We start from the raw sequence: 21,447 nt of genomic DNA, 5'->3' as shown, positions 1-21,447 counted from the left end.
AAATCACCAAAAAAAATTCTAAATTAAAATATGTTTAAACTTTTTGAACCTAACAAGATTTTCAAAATCACGTCAAAAGCACCTAAGTACGTTTTATTTTTGTTTATTGTTGTATTGAGTGTTGGTTTAGTTGAAGCATTAATCATATCGCCTGAAGATTATAAACAAAGTGATGCAGTTAGGATTATGTATGTTCATGTTCCTGCCGCTTGGATTTCACTTGGAATATTTTCTTCTATAACTTTGTTATCTATTTGTGGTTTTGTATTTAAAAATAAAAACTTTTTTTTAATCTCTAAAAGTTTAGCTCCTTCAGGATTTGTTTTTAATATCATAGCTTTAGTTACAGGATCAATTTGGGGAAAACCAACTTGGGGAACATGGTGGGCTTGGGATGCAAGAATTACATCAATGTTAATATTAGCTTTATTTTATGCAATGTATTTAATTGTTTGGAGAATTTATGATAAAGAAGAAAAAGTCTACAAGATCTCAACTTTTATAACTATTTTAGGAATTATTAATGTTCCAATAATAAAGTACTCAGTTGATTGGTGGAATACACTCCATCAACCTGCATCTATTAATATTTTGTCAAAAAGCTCAATTCATTCATCAATGCTTTACCCATTATTAATAATGACTGCGGCATTTGCTCTTTTTTCATTGTTAATTTTCTTAATGAAATATAATACAGAACTGATAAAAATTAAAAATAAAGGCTTAGATAGATTATGATAAATGAATTATTTTTTATGAATGGATATGCAGTGTATGTGTTATCTGCTTTTAGCTTTACGTTATTAAGTTTCTTAGGTTTATATTTGGTAACTAAAATGCAATTTGTTAAAGAACAAAATAAATTTGTTGCGAAATTTGGATCACTTACTACTGAGCAAGCTAATTCTGCAAAATCACAAAGAATAAATAAAGAAATTTTAGCAAACGTAACAAATAATTAACTTTTAAACCATGTATGGTCGAAAAGTTAAATTAAGATTTCTGTTTATAATAATAATCTTAATTACTTTAATTTTAACAACATTTTTGATTTTAAAATCATTAGAGGAAAATGTTGTGTATTTTCAATCGCCTTCTGAAATAAAATCACTTACTGAAATAGATAAAAGCAAAATAAGAATTGGAGGTATGGTTAAAAAAAATTCTATTTCGATAAATTCAAATGAAGTTAACTTTATAATAACAGACTTTAAAAATGAAATAAATGTTATTTATTCCGGAGCAGTACCAAATTTATTTGCTGAGGAAAAAGGTGTTGTTGCAGAAGGTTTTTTAAAAGATAGAAACTTCTTCTCTGCAACAAAAATTTTAGCAAAGCATGATGAAAATTATATGCCACCAGAAGTAAAAGAAGCATTAGGGGAAAAATAAATTGATTTATAGTCTTGTTGGATATTATTCGTTAATTTTAGGATTAATTATTGGATTATCGTTATTTTATTTTTCATATAAAAATTTTAATAATTCAAACGTATTAGATACCAAAATATTATCATTTACATTTTTACAATTATTTTTTGTTGTCATAAGTTTTTTGTGTTTAATCTTTTCTTTTGTTATTTCAGATTTTAGTAATGTAACAGTATTTAATAATTCTCACACTACTAAACCATTATTTTACAAAATAAGTGGAACCTGGGGGAATCATGAAGGTAGTTTATTATTATGGTTACTTGTTTTAACTTTATTTATTTTCATATTTTTATTACGAACAAAAAATCAACCAGTAAAATACAAAATTTTAACTCTAGTTTTTCAACAAATAATAATTGTTGGTTTCTTTTTATTTCTAATTAAAACATCAAATCCATTTAATTATATTTTTCCAATACCTACCGAAGGTCTTGGATTAAACCCAATTTTACAAGACCCTGCTTTAGCAATTCATCCACCTATTTTATATTTAGGCTATGTTGGTTCTTCAATTATTTTTTCATCTGTTTTGGCAGCAACAAGTTTAAAAATTATTTCTACTAGTTGGGCATCACATATAAAAAAGTGGATCTTAATTTCATGGATATTTTTGACTTTAGGAATACTGCTTGGATCAATTTGGGCTTATTATGAATTGGGCTGGGGAGGTTTTTGGTTTTGGGATCCAGTTGAGAATGTTTCTCTAATGCCATGGCTTGCATTAACCACTCTATTACATTGTATTTTAGTATTAGAAAAAAAATCTATTTTAACTTCATGGGTAATAATTCTTTCCATTGCAACATTTACGTTAAGTATGTGTGGAACATTTTTAGTAAGATCAGGGATATTAAATTCAGTTCATACATTTGCTAATGATCCTGAAAGGGGTTTATTTATTCTTATTTTTTTATTTATTTTGATTTTTTTATCTATTTTAATTTTTTTCTTTTTTCATAAAGATAATGACAGAAAATCTTATAGTTTTTTTTGGTTGAGCAAAGAAACTTCAATATTAATTAATAACTGGTTTATGATGTATTTTTTATCAGTTGTATTAATAGGTACCGTTTATCCAATTTTTTTAGATGTAATTTCTTCAGAAAAAATATCTGTCGGACCACCATTTTATCATAAATTAATAATTCCATTTTTAATTCCATTTTTACTTATTATGGCGATAGGTCCAAAATTAAAATGGATAAAATCTCAATTAGAGGATAAGATTTACTTAATTTCTTTTTTAATTATCTCAATTTTATTAGCATTTTTAGTATTAAAAAATTTTAATCAAAATATTTTAATAAATACAATTTTGATATCGAGTGCGCTTTATTTATTCTTTATTACCTTGCGAGATTTTTTTGTAAAAAAATATAAAAATATTTCACAAAATATTGCTCATTTTGGATTTAGTTTATTGATTCTAAGTATATTGTTTAACAATATATTTGCAAGCGAAATTATAACAAATCTTAAGGTTGGTGAAACTTTTGAAAATTCGAAAACTAAGATAGTTTTTGAAAGTGTTGATCAGAAAAAAGAAAAAAATTATAATGCTATTATTGCGAATTTTTCTATAAGTAATTTAAATGGTGAAGAGGATAGATTTTCACCTGAGCTGAGAATTTATAATCAACCTGTCATTGCCACAAGTGAAGCTGATATCAAAACAACACTTATGTCAGATAAATTTATTGTAATTAATCTGGTTCAAAATCAAGATTTTTTCAATGTAAGATACCAAGTTAAACCATTTATGTTATGGATCTGGTTATCAGTAATTCTAATATCTTTTGCTGGCATTGTTAGTTTTTACAAAAAAGATTATGAAAAATAAAATATTACCTTTTTCAGTTATTATTATTTTTGGAATAATATTTTTTATTTTTTATAAAGGTCTAGAAGACTCAAAAATATACACTCCAAATGTTAATACAAAAAAAGAGATACCAGTGTTTAATACTAAAGAATTTTTTTCTGGAGAAAATGTGAATTCATCAAGTATCTTTGAGTTAGATAAGGTTTATTTATTAAATATTTGGTCATCTTGGTGTGTACCATGTCGACAAGAGCATCCTCTTTTGATGAATTTAAATTTAGAGAATAAATTAAATATTATTGGGATGAATTATAAAGATAATTTAAAAAATGCAGAAAATTTTTTAAAAGAACTAGGAAACCCTTATAAACAAATCTTTATTGATTTGAATGGTACAATTGCAATTGAGTGGGGAGCATATGGGGTTCCCGAATCATTTTTAATTTATAATAATGAAATTATTAAAAAATATATTGGACCTCTTAACCAAGAATTAGTTGATGAAATTAATTTATTTATAAAATGAAATTTTTTAAATTTTTTTTAATTGTTATAATATTATTCCCTTTAAACAGTGTTAATGCTGAGGAGAACGATAAAAGAAATAAAATAACTAAAAATTTACGATGTCTTATATGTCAAGGTCAATCGGTTTATGACTCAGACTCTGAATTTGCAAACAGTTTAAAAATTGTAGTTGATAAAAAGCTTCAAGAAGGTCTTTCTGAAGATCAAATTTATGAATATTTTAAAACTAAATATGGAGAATGGATACTTTACGATCCAGGTTTAAATAAAAATACATATATTCTTTGGTTATTGCCGATATTGATATTTTTAATTGGAGGTGCAATAATCTATAAAAGCTTTATAGTTAAAAAATAAATTAATTAGTGATGAATTTAAAAAAATTTTTAATTAATCTGTTAATGATCACATTCGCATTTTCTTCGATCGCAGAGGAAAAAGTTTTAAAAGATCAAAATACAGAATTCAGTGTTTACACAGGAATGTTTGATTTTAGTGATGATGGAAAAAAATCAACTTTAATTGGTTTTCAACATCAGAATGAAAATTTAAATAGAGATACTTTTTTAGGAAATGTCTCTCCTATAACTGGATTTTTAATTACAGCTGATAATGCAGGATATTTATACACCGGTGTTCAGGCTCAATATAAATTAGGAGCATTAAATTTAACTCCAAGCTTTACACCGGGAATATATCATGAGGGAGATGGTAAAGATTTAGGCCATTTAATTGAATTTAAAAGTGAGTTACAAATTTCACTTGATCTGTCAAAAACAAGTGAATTAGGTTTTTCCTACAATCATATATCTAATGCAAGTCTAGGAGATAAAAATCCTGGGGCAAATAGTTATATGTTTAATTTCTTCAAAAACTTCTAATAGATATACATCATGAATATCAATGACTGTTATAATTTTGATGATTTTCGGAAATTAGCTAAAAAGAAATTACCGGCTCCTATATTTCATTATATTGATGGTGGTGCAGATGACGAAGTCACTTTAAATAGAAATACAGATGCCTTTAATGACTGTGACTTAGTCCCAAATATTCTCAATAGCGTAGGTGAGCCAGATTTATCAACTACTGTTTTTGGTAGAAAAATTAGTATGCCATTATTTTTATCTCCTACGGCAATGCAAAGTTTGTATGACCCTCAGGGTGATAAGGCTTCTGCTAGAGCTGCAGAGAAGTTTGATACAATTTATAGTATGTCTACAATGGCATCGTTTTCAATTGAAGAGGTTGCAAATGTTTCTAGTGGGCCAAAACTTTTTCAACTTTATATACATAAAGATAAATCAATAACTGATGATTTAATTGAAAGATGCAGTAGAGCTAATTTTGATGGAATGTGTATCACTGTAGATACACTTGTTGCTGGAAATAGAGAAAGAGATCATAGAACAGGATTTACAACGCCACCTAAATTTACTTTGGATAGTTTATTGAGTTTTGCAATGAGACCTGGATGGGTTTTCAAATACTTTACTAATAAAAAATTTGAATTAGCAAACATTAAAAATAAAACAGATAAAGGTACCAATATTGCAAAATCAGTTATGGATTATATTAATGAACAATATGATCCAGCAATGAATTGGAAAGATGCAGAATATTGTATAAAAAAATGGAATAAGCCTATGGCATTAAAAGGTGTAATGTCAGTAGAGGATGCTAAAAGAGCAATAGATATTGGTTGTACAGCAATCATGATTTCAAATCATGGAGGAAGACAACTTGATGGATCAAGGTCTCCATTTGATCAAGTTAAAGCAATTTCAGATGCAGTTGGTGATAAATTAGAAATTATTCTTGATGGTGGTGTTAGAAGAGGAACACATGTTCTTAAAGCTTTAGCAGCAGGAGCAACAGCATGTAGTTTTGGAAAAGCATTTCTTTTTAGCTTAGGTGCTGGTGGACAAAAGGGTGTTGAAAGACTTTTAGAAAACATGCAAAAAGAAATTAGAAGAAATATGATTTTAATGGGTTGTAAGTCTGTTAAAGACCTTGATGCGTCAAAAATAATATATAGAGACTAAAAGATTAGAATTTTTACCATTTTTTGAATAATTAAATTTTTAAACTAAATAGACAAAAAACTAATTTTCGTTTATTTTGGCGGCTTTAAATTTAAATTTATTATGGAACTTGCAAAATCACTAAATAGGCTTGGAACTGAAAGCGCTTTTTCCGTTTTAGCTGAAGCAAAAAAACTTGAAGCACAGGGTAAACCCATGATCCACTTAGGATTGGGTCAACCTGATTTCAAAACTCCAAAGCATGTTGTCGAAGCAGCAAAAAAAGCTTTAGATGATGGTCATCACGGGTATGTGCTTTCAAACGGAATTTTAGAATGTAGACAGTCAGTTACTAGATGGATAAAGAAAAGATATAGTGCAGACGTAGATCCTGAAAGGATTATTATTATGCCAGGGGGTAAACCAACAATGCATTATGCAATTCAGTGTTTTGGTGAGCCAGGAGCGGAGATAATTCATCCAACTCCAGCGTTTCCTATTTATGAGTCAATGATTAATTATACTGGTTCTACAGCAGTACCTTACGATCTTACTGAAGATAAAGATTTAAAGTTCAGTGCAGATAAAATTTTATCTCTAATTACTGATAAAACTAGATTATTAATTTTAATAAATCCAAACAACCCAACAGGAAGTTTTGTAGAAAAATCAGAAATAGATAAATTGGCTGAAGGTTTAAAAAAACACCCTCATGTAACTATTTTAAGTGATGAAATTTATAGTAGACAAATATTCGACGATAAAGAAATGCCAACATTTTTTAATTATCCTGAACTTAGAGAAAGATTAATTGTTTTAGAAGGTTGGAGTAAAGCTTATTCCATGACAGGTTGGAGACTTGGCTGGAGTTTTTGGCCAGAAAATTTAGTTGAGCATGTAAATAAATTATTAATTAATAGTGTATCATGTGTAAATGCTGCAGCTCAGTTCGCAGGCATTGCTGCTTTAGACGGACCTGATGACTCAATTGACGAGATGATGGAAAAATTTACTTTAAGAAGAAAATTAATCCATGAAGGCTTAAATAGTTTACCAGGTGTAGAATGTAGTTTGCCTGGTGGAGCGTTTTATGCGTTCCCTAAAGTTATTGGAACGGGCATGGATGGTTCCGAATTTTGTAAAAGAGCTATGCATGAAGCTGGTGTTGCTATTGTTCCTGGAACGGCTTTTGGAAAAACATGCAAAGATTATGTAAGATTTAGCTTTGCTGCTTCAAGAGATAACATTTCTAACGCATTGGAAAATATCAAAAAAATGTTAGGTTAAGCTATGTCTGATTTAGCTTTACCAAAAATTGATAACTCTATTTTAAATAGAAAAACTGAGATAGTAAATAATCTTTCAAAATTAACAGATAAAGAAAATGTTCTGAGTGAAGCTGACGAATTGAGACCTTATGAAACTGATGCTCTGTCAGTTTACACACAAACACCTTTAGCAGTAGTACTTCCAGAAAATAGTGATGAGGTTAGTGAGATATTAAAATATTGCTATAGTGAAAACATAAAAGTAGTTCCAAGAGGCGCAGGCACTGGATTGTCTGGAGGTGCATTACCCTTACAAGATGCCATTCTTCTTGGTTTAGGAAAATTTAATAAAATACTTGAAATAGATTATGAAAATAAATGTGTCGTAACACAGCCTGGAGTAACAAATTTGGGAATTACTCATGCAGTTCAACATAAAGGGTTTTACTATGCCCCAGATCCTTCTAGCCAGTTAGCATGTTCTATAGGTGGAAATGTTGCTGAAAACTCTGGTGGAGTTCATTCACTAAAGTATGGAACGACTACAAATAATATTCTGGGTATACAGATGGTAATGATGGATGGAACCATTTGTAGATTTGGAGGAAAATCTTTTGACCAAGAAGGATATGATCTTATGGGTTTAATTTGTGGATCAGAAGGATTATTGGGAGTTGTTACTGAAGTAACAGTTAAAATTTTAAAAACACCTGATGTGGTAAGAGCGGCTTTAATAGGCTTTCCATCTATTAAAGAAGGAGGAGATGCTGCTTCAGAAATTATTTCAAGTGGAATAGTGCCAGCAGGAATGGAAATAATGGATAAAGCTTTAATTGAGGCAACAGATAATTTTAGTAAAGCAGGATATCCAAGAGATGCGGAATTATTATTAATAGTAGAACTTGATGGAACAGAGTCAGAGGTTAATGAATTAATTAGGAAAGTAGAGGCTATCTGTAAAAAAAATAATTGTTCTAGTCTTAAACTTAGTAATAGTGAGAAAGAAAGACTTTCTTTCTGGGCTGGAAGAAAAGCTGCTTTTCCAGCTTGTGGAGCTATGGCCCCTGATTATTATTGCATGGATGGATCTATTCCAAGAGGCAAGCTTGCTGAAGCATTATTAGAAATTAAAAAATTATCAGAAAAATATGAATTACCGGTTGCAAATTGTTTTCATGCAGGTGATGGAAATTTACATCCACTTATTATGTTTGATGGAAATGATAAAGAACAACTTAGAAAAACTGAGGAATTTGGTTCTGAGATATTAAAAACATGTGTGAGACTTGGTGGAGTTATTACAGGTGAGCATGGTGTTGGTATAGAAAAAAGAGAACTTATGTGTGAAATGTTTAATGATAACGATATACAACAACAATTAAGTATTAAAAAATCATTAGACGAAAAAAATCTATTAAATCCTGGTAAAGTTTATCCTATACTTAGAAAATGTGCAGAGGAAGGAAGGGTTCATGTCCACAAAAATAAAGATAAATTCCCAGATCTTCCAAGATTCTAACAACGTCTATTACCCTAAAGATGAGGTTGAAGTTTCAGATTTAATTCGGGAACTATATAAACAAGATTCTCCAACGGAAATTATCGGTAATAATTCAAAAAGCTTTATTGGAAACAAAACTCAATCGGCTAACACTACTTCTTTGTCTAAAATTTCTGGTATCATCGACTATAGACCTGAAGAATTGTATATTAAAGTAAAAGCCTGCACACCAATTAATGAAATCGAGAAGGTCTTAAGTGAAAATAGTCAGGAGCTAGCTTTTGAACCAATAGACTTCGGGTATATTAAAGATGGCAAATCAAATAAAGGAACAATAGCAGGATACTTATCATGTAATTATGCAGGCTCACGAAGATTTAAAGTTGGAAGTGTTCGAGATCATGTCCTAGGTTTTAAGGGAGTGAATGGGAAAGGAGATATAATTAAATCAGGAGGCACTGTCGTTAAAAATGTTACGGGTTATGATTTATCAAAACTTATAGCTGGTTCGTTTGGTACACTTGTTGCTTTGACTGAAATTACATTAAAGGTTTTACCTAAAAAAGACTCTTCGAAAACTGTAATAATTTATCCTAATAATTTTGAACAAATTTATGATTTGTTTAATAAATTATCAAGTTCAAGTAGTGAAATTTCTGGTGCTGTCTTTATTCCAGAGCAGTCAAATGATAAAGAATTTTCAGCTAAAAGAAATAATGTTTTTAAGTTTAATGATCTTAAATCAAAAGTTTCGTTTGTAGCATTTAGAGTTGAGGGGGATAAAATTTCAATTGAGGAAAAAATTAATAATTTAAAAAAAGAACTTGAATTAAACAATTCAGATATTTCTACTCTTGATGTTTATCAATCAGAACCATTTTGGAAAAAAATAAATAATTTAGAGGTATTCGAAAAGACCGAACACAATTTAATACGAATGGTGATACCGCCAGCGAATGGTTCAAAATTATCCAAATATTTGGAAAATAACCATAATTATTTTACTGACTGGTGTGGGTCGTTATTCTGGATTGAAGTTAATAGTAAAAAAGAGGAAAAGATTAAAGATTTAAAAAAAATGGCAAATGATTTTGGAGGTTATTTGACAGTAATTAAAACTTCATCCGAATATGATTATGGTGAACCTATTTTTACCGTTGATAAAGTACGTTTGATGATTTCTGAAAAAGTAAAACAAAGTTTTGATCCAAAAAGAATTTTAAACCCAGGTAAAATGTATAGAGGTGTTTAATGCAAACAAAATTTACTGAAGAACAGCTAAGAGATCCAGACAATTTTGCAAACGAAAAAGTTTTTAAAAAATGTGTGCATTGTGGAATGTGTAATGCTACATGCCCTACTCATCAACTTTTAGGTGATGAGCTAGATGGACCTAGAGGACGTATCTATCTAATTAAAGATATGTTAGAAAATAATCGGAAGCCAACTGAAAAAGTTGTAAAGCATATCGATCGATGTCTCTCATGTTATAGTTGTATGACGACTTGCCCAGCTGGTGTAAATTATATGCACATAATTGACCATGGAAAAAAATATATTGAAAAAAATTATCAAAGATCATTCTTTGATAAGTTAATAAGATATTTTTTATCTATCACTCTTCCAAATACAAAAGTTTTTAGATTATCAAGTTTATTAGTAAAATTATCGAAGCCATTTAAATTCTTAATGCCTTCAAAAATTAAAGACATGATTGAGTTAATGCCTACTAAATTTCCTAAAAAAAGCTTACCAATTAAAGAAGTTTACAAATCCTCTACTAAAAAAAGAATTGCTAGAGTTGCTCTTTTAACAGGATGTGTACAAAAAGAAATATCTCCTCAAATTAATGAAGCAACAATAAGGCTATTAAACAGACACGGCGTAGAAGTAGTTGTTCCAAAAAAAATTCGTTGTTGTGGATCTTTAAATCATCATCTTGGAAAAGAGGAGGATGCACATCAAGATTTTAAAAATAATATAAACACTTGGTATGAGGAGCATCAAAAAGGAAATTTAGATGCAATTTTATCAAACACATCAGGTTGTGGTACAACAATGAAAGATTATGGATTTATTTTTCGTGAAGACAAAGAACTAAGTAAAAAAGCTAAAGTAATATCTGAATTAACAAAAGATATAACAGAATATATATTTGAAAGTTTAAAACTTGATATTAAAGATAAAGGAAAAAAATATAAAGTAGCTTATCACTCTGCGTGTTCAATGCAGCATGGTCAAAAAGTTCATTCTCAGCCTTTTTCATTACTCGAGAAAACTAATAATGAAATTATGGAAATTCCTGAAGGACATATATGTTGTGGATCAGCTGGTACTTACAACATATTGCAATCAAAAATTGCAAAACAATTATTGAAGAAAAAAGTAAATAATATTGAAAGTTTAAATCCAGATTTTATTTCTACTGGAAATATTGGTTGTATTACCCAAATCGCTCATGGTACTAAAGTTCCAATATTACATACAATTGAAGTTTTAGATTGGTACACTGGCGGACCAAAACCTGAAATTTTAAAATAGAAATTATGAAAAAAGTTTTAATTACAAGACGCTTGATAAGAGAAAGTGAAGACAAAGCATCTAAGTTATTTGAAGCAAAATTTAATACTAATGATGAACTTTATTCACAAAAAAAAATTATTGAAATGAGTCAAGGATTTGATGGCATATTATCATCACTAACTGAAAAATTAGATGCAGAAACAATCAATCAATTACCAGATACAATTAAAATAATTTCTAATTTTGCAGTTGGATTTGGAAACATTGATTTAGAAGCAGCAAAGAATAAAGGTATAGCAGTTACAAATACACCAGAAGTTTTATCAGATGCTACAGCAGAGATTGGAATTTTATTAATTCTAGGAGCATGCAGAAGAGCTTCCGAAGGAATAGAGTCTGCAAGAGAAGGTGGATGGAAATGGTCTGCTGACTATTTAATTGGTAAACAATTAACTGGAACAAGATTAGGAATTTTAGGTATGGGTCGTATTGGCCAAAAAATTGCAAAAATTGCAAAATCTTTAGGCATGATCATTCATTATCATAATCGTTCAAAATTAAGTGAAGATAAAGAACAAGGTGCAACATATCATGACAGCATAAAAAGTCTTTTTTCAGTTTCAGATGTTTTATCAATTTGTTGTCCAGCTACAAAAGAAACGGAGAACCTAATTAATAAAGAAACTGTTGAGTATTTTCCTAAAGGTGCCGTGATAACTAATGTTGCTAGAGGTGATATAGTTGATGATGAAGCTTTAATTGATGCATTGAATAGAAGAAAAATTTATGCAGCAGGATTAGATGTTTATAAAAATGAACCAAATTTAAATCCTGGTTATTTAAAAATTCCAAGCGCTTTTGTTCTACCTCATCTTGGGAGTGCAACAAAAGATACAAGAATTGCAATGGGAAATTTAGCAATTGATAATTTAGATGAGTTTTTTAGAACTGGAAATTGTATTAATAGAGTAAATTAAAATGTCTCAATCGATAGCTTTCATTGGCGTTGGTAACATGGGTTGTCCAATGGCTGAAAATCTAATGAAGGCAGGTAAATCTGTAAAAGTTTTAGATGTTTCAAAAAAAATGTTGGAGATTGCAAAAAATAAAAATCTTGAAACAGTATCGAACTTAGATGAATTAATTACAGATGATATTGAAACAGTCATTACTATGCTTCCAGAAGGCAAACATTCAAAGGAAGTTTATTTAGGAGAAAACGGAATAATAAATAAAGTTTCAAAAGATTGTCTACTAATAGATTGTTCAACAATAGATATGAAAACTTCTATTGAGATTGGGAAAAAAGCCTCAGAATTAGGAATAAAAATGATCGATGCTCCGGTTAGTGGTGGAGTAATGGGAGCTCAAAAAGCAACATTAAATATAATGGTTGGTGGATCAAAAGAAGCATTTGATAAAGCATTTCCTTTGTTAAAAATCATGGGAAAAAATATATTTCATGCAGGTGATTTAGGTAGCGGGAATGGCGCTAAGATTTGTAACAATATGGCTTTAGGGATTGCAATGATTGCTGCTTCAGAGTCATTAATGTTAGCGAAAAGATTAAACATAGACATCAAAAAAGTTCATGAAATTATGAAAAATGCATCAGGAAATAGTTGGCCAATTTCTGTTTATCCACCTTTACCAGGATTAATTGATGGAACACCTTCTAATAATAATTATCGACCAGGTTTTTCTGCAGGAATGATGAATAAAGATCTTAAACTTGCAAATGATTGTGCTCAAAGTGTAAATGCTGAAACACCATTAGGAAAAATGGCCCTAGAAATTTATGATCAGTTTTGTAAAGAAGGAAATGATACTAAAGATTTTTCAGCGATTTCTAAAGTAATAGGTGGTACTGCTTGGGATTATCCAATTGATTGAAAAATATTTATTTGTAATTAAATCGTATCCATTTACTATTATTATTACTTGATTCCAAAACAGTTTCTATAAATTTCATCCCCTCAATACCATCATAGATAGTTGGATAACAATCATTTGATTGTTCATAGTTTTCCTTATTTATTTTGGCAAACAGTACTTTAGAAACATCGCTATAAATGTTGGCAAAACCTTCTAAATATCCCTCAGGATGTCCCGGAGGAATTCTCGTTACATCATTAGCTTCTTTCACTGCGTTACCACTTCCTCGTGTAATCTTTTGAGTTGGTCTTCCATACTTTGTGTAAAATAGATAATTAGGATCTTCTTGTCTCCACTCTAATCCTCCACTCTCACCATAAACTCTTATTTTAAGATTATTTTCATTGCCAACTGCTACTTGACTAGACCATATTGAACCTTTCGCACCATCTTTAAATCTAAGCATGATTTGTGCATTGTCATCTAGTTTTCTTCCCTTCACAAAAGTATGAATATCTGCTGATAACTCATCTAACTCTAATTGAGTAATAAATTTGATAAGATTAAATGCATGAGTTCCTATATCACCTATACACCCGCCACCTCCTGACCTTTTAGGATCAGTTCTCCACTCAGCTTGCTTTAATCCAGTATCCTCAGCTTTTGTTGTTAACCAATCTTGAGGATATTCTGCCTGAATAACCCTTAAGGATCCAAGATCTCCATTTTTGATAAGTGATCTTGCATGTCTAACCATTGGATATCCAGTATAATTATGTGTTAAAGCAAAAATTAATTTTTTATTTTCTACTATATCTTTAAGAGAATTTGCTTCTATGCTTGATAAAGCAAGAGGTTTATCACAAATAATATTAATACCTTTTTCAGCAAAAATTTTTGCCACTGGTACGTGAAGATGATTAGGAGTAACTATAGAAACAACATCTATCCCATCAGACAGTCTAGACTCTTTTTCTGCCATTTCTTGATAAGTTTCATAAATACGTTCCTCAGACAACCCAAGTTTTCTCCCAGTTTCTTTTGAGTTGTCATATTTAGATGAAAAACATCCTGCTACTAATTCGTAATGACCATCAAGTCTTAAAGCTATTCTGTGAACACCCCCAATAAAAGCACCATCTCCTCCACCGACCATTCCGATACGGATTTTTCTTTGCACTAGTTTATACCCAGCATTTTTTTATTAGCCTCAATATCAGCACCACTTCCTGCAAAATCATCAAATGCTTTTTCTGTAGTATTGATAATATGGTTTTTAATAAATTCAGCTCCTTCTCTTGCTCCATCTTCTGGATGTTTCAAACAACACTCCCACTCAAGAACTGCCCAACCATCATAACCATATGAAGTAAATTTTGAAAAAATTGATTTAAAATCTACCTGTCCATCACCAAGAGATCTAAATCTACCAGCTCTGTTAACCCAAGATTGAAAACCACCATACACCCCTTGTTTTCCGGTAGGATTTAACTCCGCATCTTTAACATGAAACATTTTTATTTTTTCATGGTAAATATCTATATGAGCTAAGTAATCTAAATTCTGTAAAACATAATGGCTAGGATCATAAAGCATATTGCATCTTTTATGATTACCAACTTTTTCTAAAAACATTTCAAATGTAATACCATCGTGAAGATCTTCACCAGGATGAATTTCATAACAAAGATCGACTCCATTTTGATCAAATTGATCAAGAATTGGTTTCCATCTATTTGAAAGCTCAATAAATGCATTTTCAATTAATCCTTCTGGTCTTTGTGGCCAAGGATAAACATAAGGCCAAGCTAGTGCTCCTGAAAAAGTAACATGCCTATCTAGCCCAAGATTTTTTGAGGCCTTAGCTGCCATCATTAATTGATTTACTGCCCACTCTTGTCTTGCTTTTGGATTTCCTCTAACTTCAGGTGCTGCAAATCCATCAAATGCAGTGTCGTATGCTGGATGTACCGCAACCAATTGCCCTTGAAGATGTGTTGATAATTCAGTGATCTCGAGATTATATTTTTTTGTTATTCCTTTGATTTCATCGCAATAATCTTTGCTTTCAGATGCTTTCTTTAGATCAATTAATCTACCATCCCAACTTGGAATTTGAACACCTTTATAACCTAATGAAGATACCCATTTACAAATATTATCTAAAGAATTAAATGGTGCATCTTCACCTACAAATTGTGCTAGGAAAATTGCAGGACCTTTTATATTGTTCATAATCTCCCCCTTTTTTAAATATATTTACAATTTATTTTATATAAAAAAAAATACTAGCAGCCACAACTCATCTTGGATAGACTATTCTTCAGAAAAATAAACTAAGAGGAGATAAAATGAAAAAAATAATGATTTTATTGTTTGTTTCTCTATTTTCGTTCTCTGTAAATTCAAATGCTAAGTCTATAACATTAGGATGGGCTGCTTGGGACCCAGCTAATGCTTTGCAAGAATTAACTAAAGAATTTACTGCTGAAACTGGAATAGAAGTTAACTTTGAGTTTGTGCCATGGCCAAATTTTGCTGACCGTATGTTAAATGAACTTAACAACAAAGGTAAAACATTTGACTTATTAATTGGTGACTCACAATGGATTGGTGCTGGAGCTGTTTATGGGCATTACGTAAAATTGAATGACTTCTTTGATAAAGAAGGAATTTCAATGAGTGATTTCTCGCCAGCTACAGTTTATGCATATTCTACTTGGCCTAAAGGCAGTAAAAACTACTATGCATTACCTGCTATGGGAGATGCATTGGCTTGGGCTTATAGAAAAGACTGGTTTGATAGACCAGAACTTAAATCTGAGTTCAAAAAGAAACACGGATATGATTTAGGAGTTCCTGCAAACTGGAATCAATTATACGATATGTGTACTTTCTTCCAAGGAAGAGAAATTGATGGTCAAAAAAGGTATGGGGCTGCAATTAACACAGAGCGTGGATCAGAAGGTATAACAATGGGTGTTACAGCTGCTATGTATGCGTGGGGTATGGAATATGAAAATCCTAACAAACCATACGATATGGAAGGATATTTCAATTCACCACAAGCTGTAGAAGCAGTTGAGTTTTATAGAAAGTTATATGAAGACTGCGCACCTCCAGGACACTCTGATGCTTACATGGTTGCAAATTTAGATGCCTACAAATCTGGACAAGTTGCATTCCAAATGAACTGGTATGCTTTCTGGCCTGGTGTTTCTAAAGAAGACAGCGATGGAAGAGTTAGTGGCTTCTTTGCAAATCCTAAACAAAATGTTGCAGCTGCAACATTAGGTGGACAAGGTATATCTGTTGTTAAATACTCAGATAAACAAGATCTTGCTCTTGAATATATCAAATGGTTTGCAAGACCAGATGTGCAACAAAAGTGGTGGGATTTAGGTGGATACTCATGTCATAATGATGTTTTAAATTCACCGTCATTTCCAACATCAACTGTTTACGCACAAGGATTCTTAGACTCAATGGGAATTGTCAAAGATTTTTGGCAAGAACCAACTTTCGTTGAGTTAATGCTTCCTATGCAAGAGGCAATTCACGACTATGTTGTTAATGGAAAAGGAACTGCTAAAGAAGCTCTAGATAAAATTATCGAAGAGTGGGTTGAAGTATTCGAAGCAGACGGAAAACTTTAACATTAATAGTTAAGAAATAAAAAAATTAGGGGGGGTTACACCTCCCCTTTTTTTATTAAAAATTCATATGAGCGTTAAAAAAAAATTTAAGGGACTTTCCGATAAGGCTGTAGGTTGGCTTTTTATTGGACCAACTGTACTTCTGCTACTGGCTATAAACATTTATCCATTGGTCTATGCAATTAAAATGTCTTTTACAAATTTTTACGCAAATAAAATTGGAAGAGAACCTCAATTTGTTGGTTTAAAAAATTATATTAAAGTTCTTAATAAAGAAGCCATATGGGAAAAAATGCAAGTTACAGCAAGCTTTATGTTTTGGACTTTGTTACTACAAGCAATTATAGGTTTAGGTTTAGCTTTACTTCTAAACAGAAAATTTAAAGGCAATGAACTACTAACCACATTAATTGTTTTACCCATGATGTTATCACCTGCAGTGGTAGGGGTATTTTGGACTTATCTTTATAACCCTCAAGTAGGACTATTTAATTACGTAGTAAATTTTTTCTATGATTTAGGAAGCTTTGACATGATTGGTTCAAGTACACTTGCTCCTTGGGCTATTGTTATTGTTGATACATGGATGTGGACACCATTTACAATGTTAATTTGCTTAGCAGGTCTAAGATCTGTTCCAAATTATTTATACGAAGCCGCAGAGGTTGATAGAGCCAGTAAATGGCAGCAATTCATATATATTACTTTGCCTTCTGTTCTACCATTTTTATTGCTAGCTCTACTTTTTAGAGGGATTGAGAATTTCAAAATGTTTGACATGGTTGTTGAGCTTACCTCTGGTGGTCCTGGCTCTGCTACAGAGCTTGCTTCAATTAACTTAAAAAGAGAAGCATTTGAAAAATGGAAAACAGGTTACAGTTCAGCATTTGCTGTTATTCTTTTTGTTACCATATTTGGTTTCGGAAATGTCTACGTAAAAGTAATGAATAAAATAAAGGAACGCTGATGGATACTTCTAGATCATATTTGGAACCTTCGTCTTTTTCAAAAAAAATGGCTGCTGCTATTATCATAGTTTACGCTGTAATTACTTTGATACCAATATCTTGGATGGTAATGACGAGTTTTAAAAATGTTGATAGTGCTATTTCATATCCACCCGAAGTTCTGTTTGAACCATCGCTAGAGGGATATGTTAACTTGTTTACTAATAGGTCAAGACAGTCACAAGAATACCTTGATTCATTACCTCCCCCAAAAAATTGGTATGAAGAACTAGTTAGAAGTAGAGAAATGGTTATAACAGGACCATCAAAATTTTTGGGTAGATACTCAAATTCAATGATAATTGGATTTGGTTCAACATTTGCATCTGTATTTTTAGGAGCATTGGCTGCATATGCGTTTTCAAGGTTTAGGGTACCTTTAAAAGATGATTTATTATTTTTTATTCTTTCAACCAGGATGTTTCCCCCAATAGCAGTGGCTGTTCCTATATTTATTATGTATAGAAAATTAGGTCTTGGGGATACTCACCTTGGAATGATCATATTGTATACAGTTGTAAATTTAAGTTTAGCAGTATGGTTATTAAAAGGATTTATGGATGAAATTCCTAAAGAATATGAAGAAGCAGCTATGATTGATGGATATTCTAGACTTCAAGCTTTCTTTAAAGTTGTCCTTCCACAAGCAATGACTGGTATAGCCGCAACTGCAATCTTCTGCATGATTTTTTCATGGAATGAATACGCTTTTGCTGTTTTGCTAACTCAATTCAATGCACAAACAGCTCCACCATTTATTCCTACAATCATTGGTGAAGGTGGTCTTGATTGGCCAGCAATTGGGGCAGGAACAACTTTATTTCTATTACCTGTTATGATTTTTACAATAATTTTAAGAAAACATCTTTTAAGAGGTATTACTTTTGGAGCAGTAAGAAAATAATGCAAGAAGAAAAGTCATTAATGAGAAAAATATTTAGAAGAGTTTATTGGGAAAACTTATCAACGATATTAATTTTAATTGGAGTTTTCATGTTGTTACAACCATTTGCAATGTGGATGTTTACTTATTCTTTTATTGTAATTTTAGTAGGAACTATAGGTTTCATAATCACAAGCCACTTTCCGGATTAATATGTCTCAAATTAAAATAGTAAATTTACAAAAATCTTTTGGAGATTTTACTGCAGTTAAAAATTCTAATTTAACAATTAATGATAAAGAGTTCTTTGTTTTACTTGGGCCCTCTGGTTGTGGAAAAACTACAACACTTAGAATGATTGCAGGATTAGAATTACCTACATCTGGTGAGATATATCTTGGAGATGAAGAGGTTGGAATGTTAAGAGCATCAGAAAGAGATATTGCTTTTGTTTTTCAATTGTTTGCCCTCTACCCACACATGAATGTAAGAAACAACTTATCATTTCCTCTTAAAATGCAGGGTTATAAAAAAAGTGATATAAAAAATCGAGTTGAAGAAGCAGCAAAACTTTTAAGAATAGATCACATTTTAAATTCTAACATTTCCTCTCTTTCGGGTGGAGATAGACAACGGGTAGCTTTAGGTAGAGCACTAGTTAGAAGACCAAAAGCATTTTTAATGGACGAGCCATTGGGAACTTTGGATGCTGAATTTAGAGAATTAATGTGTTTAGAATTAAAAAAACTACATTTAGACATTGGAGCAACTACAGTTTATGTAACTCATGATCAATTAGAAGCGATGTCATTAGCTGACCGAATTGCAGTTATGGACGGTGGTGAAATATTACAAGCTGATGAGCCTAATATTATTTACAATAAACCTAAAACTAAATTTGTAGCTTCATTTATAGGATCTCCAGGTATGAACTTTTTTGAAGTTAATGAGGGAATTTCTAAAGATCAATCATTTGTAAATATCGAAGGAGCTAAATTTGTTATTCCCAAACAACTTGAGGAATCAAAAGGAAGTAAAAATTTCTTTGGCATACGTCCAGAAAATTTGACTCTAAACAATAATGAAGGTCTCAAAGGTTCAGTTTTTGGAGTTGAGTATTTAGGGTCAAGAAAAATAATTACAGTTAAAACAAGTTTAGGTGAAATTAAGGTTAAAACAGATATTTCTATTAACGTTAAATTGAATGAAAACGTGCAGGTTAAACCTCTAAATAATAATATTATTATTTTTGACGGTCAGACAGACAAATCTTTAAACAGTGAGTTTATAAAATAATGGCAAAAGTAGAATTAAAAAAATTATTTAAAACTTATAATAAAAAAATTAAAGCTTTGGAGGATATAAATCTTACAATTGAAGATGGTCAATTTTTTGTTTTACTAGGTCCATCTGGTGCCGGAAAAACTACAACACTTAGATGTATAGCCGGTTTAGAAAAAATTGATTCTGGAGATGTATTATTTGATGATGAAAATATAACTCATGATCAACCTGCCTCAAGAGATGTGTCTTTTGTTTTTCAACAATACTCTCTTTATCCTCATTATACTGTTTATGAAAATCTTGCTTTTCCTTTGAGGTCTCCAATGAGAAAACTTCCTGAGGAAGAAATTAAAAATAAAGTAGAGAAAATTGCTGAAATGCTCAAAATTTCAAACAAATTAAAAAATAAAGCCACTGAACTTTCTGGTGGAGAAATGCAGAGGGTAGCTATCGGTAGAGCTCTGGTTCGTGAACCAAATATTTATTTGATGGATGAACCACTTTCCTCATTAGATGCCAAACTAAGAGAAACCCTTAGAGTTGAGTTAAAAAATATTCAACTAAATCTAAACGCAACTATTCTGTATGTTACACATGACCAGGCTGAAGCAACAACATTGGCAGATAAAATTGGAGTTTTAAAAAAAGGCAAAATTGTTCAAATTGGAACTCCTGAAGAAATTTATGAAAATCCAAATTCAATTTATGTATCTCAAAGATTAGGTTCACCAAAAATAAATATTTTACCTGGTTCTTTGTTTAAACTAAACAACACAGCAAAAATTGGGCTTAGACCAGAAAATATAGAATTAGGTAATGGACCATACGAAGGAAAAGTTATTTCTACAGAAAATTTAGGATCAGAGACTGTTGTGGCTATTAATTTTCAAGACAATGAAATATTAGCTTCAATTCAAGGTAGCTATAAATCATCAATAAATGAAAAGATTAATTTTGACATTAATACAAATAAAGTTTTAAAATTTGATAAAGGGGATCAAAGAATTTATGAGCGTTAATTTTTTAATTTCTCAAGCAAAAAATATTCAGATAGTCATTGATGAAAATGCAGCAGAAATTGAAGCACTAGATCAAAATATTGGGGACGGAGATCATATATTTAATGTGCAAAGAGGTCTTAAGTTAGTAGTTGAGCTTGAAAATGATATTAAAAACTTACCTTTGCAAAAAGGTTTAAATATGATTGCTATGAAAGTCTTGTCAGGTATTGGTGGTTCCTCTGGAGCTTTGTTTGGAACTTTCTTTATGTCTATGGCTAAAACACCAGATCTAGATGGAAATATAAATTTTAACAAAGCATGTGAAATGGTTATAACAGGAATTAATGCAATGAAGGAAAGAGGAAAAGCGGATGTTGGAGAAAAAACAATGATGGATGTTTTAATTCCAGTATCAGAAAAACTTAATGAATTAAAAAGTGGCAATACCGATATGAATGAAGGGTTAAGTGAGATAATAAAAATTGCCGAAGATAGAATGTTGGCAACAAAAGACATGCTTGCTACTAAAGGTAGAGCTTCATTTTTAGGAGAACGTGCGAAAGGTCATATAGATCCAGGGGCTCGTTCATCACAACTTATAATAGATACAATATGCAAATCACTAATTAATAAATAGGAGG

At 30.9% G+C, this 21,447-nt stretch carries 23 protein-coding genes; 21 read left to right on the top strand and 2 right to left on the bottom strand.

Annotated features, from left to right (window positions below):
- Window positions 1-30 precede the first annotated feature (30 nt).
- The 14 genes from ccmC (at window position 31) to mmsB (ending at window position 12,993) form a co-directional block, all read left to right on the top strand.
- Window positions 31-738, top strand: a complete 708-nt coding sequence (gene ccmC, locus ACTT88_RS06435; RefSeq protein ID WP_440908476.1) for a heme ABC transporter permease CcmC — start codon at window positions 31-33, stop codon at window positions 736-738.
- Complete coding sequence (locus tag ACTT88_RS06430; protein WP_440908475.1) at window positions 735-962, top strand: heme exporter protein CcmD; 228 nt, start codon at window positions 735-737, stop codon at window positions 960-962. Before ccmC ends, ACTT88_RS06430 begins: the two co-directional genes overlap by 4 nt.
- 10 nt (window positions 963-972) lie before the next feature.
- Window positions 973-1,392, top strand: coding sequence for a cytochrome c maturation protein CcmE (ccmE, locus tag ACTT88_RS06425; RefSeq protein WP_440908474.1), 420 nt, complete (start codon window positions 973-975; stop codon window positions 1,390-1,392).
- A gap of 1 nt (window position 1,393) precedes the next feature.
- The gene (locus ACTT88_RS06420) at window positions 1,394-3,274 is read left to right on the top strand and encodes a heme lyase CcmF/NrfE family subunit (RefSeq protein WP_440908473.1); all 1,881 of its coding nucleotides are present in this window, start codon (window positions 1,394-1,396) and stop codon (window positions 3,272-3,274) included.
- Window positions 3,264-3,782 (top strand): DsbE family thiol:disulfide interchange protein, encoded by a 519-nt coding sequence (locus ACTT88_RS06415; RefSeq protein WP_440908472.1) that lies wholly within the window; start codon window positions 3,264-3,266, stop codon window positions 3,780-3,782. Before ACTT88_RS06420 ends, ACTT88_RS06415 begins: the two co-directional genes overlap by 11 nt.
- Window positions 3,779-4,141 carry a cytochrome c-type biogenesis protein gene (locus tag ACTT88_RS06410; protein ID WP_440908471.1) on the top strand — a complete coding sequence of 121 codons (363 nt, stop codon included), beginning with the start codon at window positions 3,779-3,781 and terminating at the stop codon, window positions 4,139-4,141. The genes ACTT88_RS06415 and ACTT88_RS06410 overlap by 4 nt, the downstream gene beginning before the upstream one ends.
- Window positions 4,142-4,185: 44 nt before the next feature.
- Window positions 4,186-4,665 carry an acyloxyacyl hydrolase gene (locus ACTT88_RS06405; RefSeq protein ID WP_440908470.1) on the top strand — a complete coding sequence of 160 codons (480 nt, stop codon included), beginning with the start codon at window positions 4,186-4,188 and terminating at the stop codon, window positions 4,663-4,665.
- A gap of 12 nt (window positions 4,666-4,677) precedes the next feature.
- Window positions 4,678-5,829, top strand: a complete 1,152-nt coding sequence (locus tag ACTT88_RS06400) for an alpha-hydroxy acid oxidase (RefSeq protein WP_440908469.1) — start codon at window positions 4,678-4,680, stop codon at window positions 5,827-5,829.
- Between the two features lie 102 nt (window positions 5,830-5,931).
- Complete coding sequence (locus ACTT88_RS06395) at window positions 5,932-7,095, top strand: pyridoxal phosphate-dependent aminotransferase (RefSeq protein ID WP_440908468.1); 1,164 nt, start codon at window positions 5,932-5,934, stop codon at window positions 7,093-7,095.
- Between the two features lie 3 nt (window positions 7,096-7,098).
- Complete coding sequence (locus ACTT88_RS06390; RefSeq protein WP_440908467.1) at window positions 7,099-8,595, top strand: FAD-linked oxidase C-terminal domain-containing protein; 1,497 nt, start codon at window positions 7,099-7,101, stop codon at window positions 8,593-8,595.
- Window positions 8,549-9,829: an FAD-binding protein gene (locus tag ACTT88_RS06385; protein ID WP_440908466.1), complete on the top strand. Its 1,281-nt coding sequence runs from the start codon at window positions 8,549-8,551 to the stop codon at window positions 9,827-9,829. The genes ACTT88_RS06390 and ACTT88_RS06385 overlap by 47 nt, the downstream gene beginning before the upstream one ends.
- Complete coding sequence (glcF, locus tag ACTT88_RS06380) at window positions 9,829-11,118, top strand: glycolate oxidase subunit GlcF (protein WP_440908465.1); 1,290 nt, start codon at window positions 9,829-9,831, stop codon at window positions 11,116-11,118. Before ACTT88_RS06385 ends, glcF begins: the two co-directional genes overlap by 1 nt.
- A 5-nt stretch (window positions 11,119-11,123) precedes the next feature.
- Window positions 11,124-12,077, top strand: a complete 954-nt coding sequence (locus tag ACTT88_RS06375; RefSeq protein ID WP_440908464.1) for a 2-hydroxyacid dehydrogenase — start codon at window positions 11,124-11,126, stop codon at window positions 12,075-12,077.
- A gap of 1 nt (window position 12,078) precedes the next feature.
- Window positions 12,079-12,993, top strand: a complete 915-nt coding sequence (mmsB, locus tag ACTT88_RS06370) for a 3-hydroxyisobutyrate dehydrogenase (RefSeq protein ID WP_440908463.1) — start codon at window positions 12,079-12,081, stop codon at window positions 12,991-12,993.
- A 7-nt stretch (window positions 12,994-13,000) separates the two neighbouring features.
- Here mmsB and ACTT88_RS06365 read toward each other — a convergent pair whose 3' ends face one another.
- Entirely contained in the window at window positions 13,001-14,131 is a 1,131-nt protein-coding gene (locus tag ACTT88_RS06365) for a Gfo/Idh/MocA family protein (protein ID WP_440908628.1), read from the bottom strand.
- A 23-nt stretch (window positions 14,132-14,154) separates the two neighbouring features.
- Window positions 14,155-15,210 (bottom strand): sugar phosphate isomerase/epimerase family protein, encoded by a 1,056-nt coding sequence (locus ACTT88_RS06360; protein WP_440908462.1) that lies wholly within the window; start codon window positions 15,208-15,210, stop codon window positions 14,155-14,157.
- 116 nt (window positions 15,211-15,326) lie between these two features.
- On the opposite strand from ACTT88_RS06360, the gene ACTT88_RS06355 reads away from it, so the two are divergent.
- The 7 genes from ACTT88_RS06355 (at window position 15,327) to dhaL (ending at window position 21,443) form a co-directional block, all read left to right on the top strand.
- Window positions 15,327-16,631, top strand: a complete 1,305-nt coding sequence (locus ACTT88_RS06355) for an ABC transporter substrate-binding protein (RefSeq protein WP_440908461.1) — start codon at window positions 15,327-15,329, stop codon at window positions 16,629-16,631.
- 67 nt (window positions 16,632-16,698) lie between these two features.
- The gene (locus ACTT88_RS06350; protein WP_023854043.1) at window positions 16,699-17,598 is read left to right on the top strand and encodes a carbohydrate ABC transporter permease; all 900 of its coding nucleotides are present in this window, start codon (window positions 16,699-16,701) and stop codon (window positions 17,596-17,598) included.
- Window positions 17,598-18,542, top strand: coding sequence for a carbohydrate ABC transporter permease (locus tag ACTT88_RS06345; RefSeq protein WP_440908460.1), 945 nt, complete (start codon window positions 17,598-17,600; stop codon window positions 18,540-18,542). Before ACTT88_RS06350 ends, ACTT88_RS06345 begins: the two co-directional genes overlap by 1 nt.
- Window positions 18,542-18,733, top strand: a complete 192-nt coding sequence (locus ACTT88_RS06340) for a hypothetical protein (RefSeq protein ID WP_023854045.1) — start codon at window positions 18,542-18,544, stop codon at window positions 18,731-18,733. The genes ACTT88_RS06345 and ACTT88_RS06340 overlap by 1 nt, the downstream gene beginning before the upstream one ends.
- Window position 18,734: 1 nt before the next feature.
- Window positions 18,735-19,817 (top strand): ABC transporter ATP-binding protein, encoded by a 1,083-nt coding sequence (locus tag ACTT88_RS06335; RefSeq protein WP_440908459.1) that lies wholly within the window; start codon window positions 18,735-18,737, stop codon window positions 19,815-19,817.
- On the top strand, window positions 19,817-20,824 hold the full coding sequence (locus ACTT88_RS06330; protein WP_440908458.1) for an ABC transporter ATP-binding protein: 1,008 nt from the start codon (window positions 19,817-19,819) through the stop codon (window positions 20,822-20,824). Before ACTT88_RS06335 ends, ACTT88_RS06330 begins: the two co-directional genes overlap by 1 nt.
- Window positions 20,814-21,443, top strand: coding sequence for a dihydroxyacetone kinase subunit DhaL (gene dhaL, locus ACTT88_RS06325; RefSeq protein WP_440908457.1), 630 nt, complete (start codon window positions 20,814-20,816; stop codon window positions 21,441-21,443). The genes ACTT88_RS06330 and dhaL overlap by 11 nt, the downstream gene beginning before the upstream one ends.
- The last annotated feature ends 4 nt before the right edge of the window (window positions 21,444-21,447 follow it).

It is taken from the genome of Candidatus Pelagibacter sp., assembly GCF_052046145.1.
Lineage (GTDB): Bacteria > Pseudomonadota > Alphaproteobacteria > Pelagibacterales > Pelagibacteraceae > Pelagibacter.
The sequence above is the reverse complement of the archived record's forward strand: the minus strand, read 5'-3'. Positions and strand labels throughout refer to the sequence as shown.

Bases quoted from the DNA above. Each gene is read 5' to 3' on its own strand.
- ccmC (WP_440908476.1), top strand. From the start codon at position 31: ATGTTTAAACTTTTTGAACCTAACAAGATTTTCAAAATCACGTCAAAA.
- ACTT88_RS06430 (WP_440908475.1), top strand. From the start codon at position 735: ATGATAAATGAATTATTTTTTATGAATGGATATGCAGTGTATGTGTTA.
- ccmE (WP_440908474.1), top strand. From the start codon at position 973: ATGTATGGTCGAAAAGTTAAATTAAGATTTCTGTTTATAATAATAATC.
- ACTT88_RS06415 (WP_440908472.1), top strand. From the start codon at position 3,264: ATGAAAAATAAAATATTACCTTTTTCAGTTATTATTATTTTTGGAATA.
- ACTT88_RS06410 (WP_440908471.1), top strand. From the start codon at position 3,779: ATGAAATTTTTTAAATTTTTTTTAATTGTTATAATATTATTCCCTTTA.
- ACTT88_RS06405 (WP_440908470.1), top strand. From the start codon at position 4,186: ATGATCACATTCGCATTTTCTTCGATCGCAGAGGAAAAAGTTTTAAAA.
- ACTT88_RS06400 (WP_440908469.1), top strand. From the start codon at position 4,678: ATGAATATCAATGACTGTTATAATTTTGATGATTTTCGGAAATTAGCT.
- ACTT88_RS06395 (WP_440908468.1), top strand. From the start codon at position 5,932: ATGGAACTTGCAAAATCACTAAATAGGCTTGGAACTGAAAGCGCTTTT.
- ACTT88_RS06390 (WP_440908467.1), top strand. From the start codon at position 7,099: ATGTCTGATTTAGCTTTACCAAAAATTGATAACTCTATTTTAAATAGA.
- ACTT88_RS06385 (WP_440908466.1), top strand. From the start codon at position 8,549: ATGTCCACAAAAATAAAGATAAATTCCCAGATCTTCCAAGATTCTAAC.
- glcF (WP_440908465.1), top strand. From the start codon at position 9,829: ATGCAAACAAAATTTACTGAAGAACAGCTAAGAGATCCAGACAATTTT.
- ACTT88_RS06375 (WP_440908464.1), top strand. From the start codon at position 11,124: ATGAAAAAAGTTTTAATTACAAGACGCTTGATAAGAGAAAGTGAAGAC.
- mmsB (WP_440908463.1), top strand. From the start codon at position 12,079: ATGTCTCAATCGATAGCTTTCATTGGCGTTGGTAACATGGGTTGTCCA.
- ACTT88_RS06365 (WP_440908628.1), bottom strand. From the start codon at position 14,131: ATGGTCGGTGGAGGAGATGGTGCTTTTATTGGGGGTGTTCACAGAATA.
- ACTT88_RS06360 (WP_440908462.1), bottom strand. From the start codon at position 15,210: ATGAACAATATAAAAGGTCCTGCAATTTTCCTAGCACAATTTGTAGGT.
- ACTT88_RS06355 (WP_440908461.1), top strand. From the start codon at position 15,327: ATGAAAAAAATAATGATTTTATTGTTTGTTTCTCTATTTTCGTTCTCT.
- ACTT88_RS06350 (WP_023854043.1), top strand. From the start codon at position 16,699: ATGAGCGTTAAAAAAAAATTTAAGGGACTTTCCGATAAGGCTGTAGGT.
- ACTT88_RS06345 (WP_440908460.1), top strand. From the start codon at position 17,598: ATGGATACTTCTAGATCATATTTGGAACCTTCGTCTTTTTCAAAAAAA.
- ACTT88_RS06340 (WP_023854045.1), top strand. From the start codon at position 18,542: ATGCAAGAAGAAAAGTCATTAATGAGAAAAATATTTAGAAGAGTTTAT.
- ACTT88_RS06335 (WP_440908459.1), top strand. From the start codon at position 18,735: ATGTCTCAAATTAAAATAGTAAATTTACAAAAATCTTTTGGAGATTTT.
- ACTT88_RS06330 (WP_440908458.1), top strand. From the start codon at position 19,817: ATGGCAAAAGTAGAATTAAAAAAATTATTTAAAACTTATAATAAAAAA.
- dhaL (WP_440908457.1), top strand. From the start codon at position 20,814: ATGAGCGTTAATTTTTTAATTTCTCAAGCAAAAAATATTCAGATAGTC.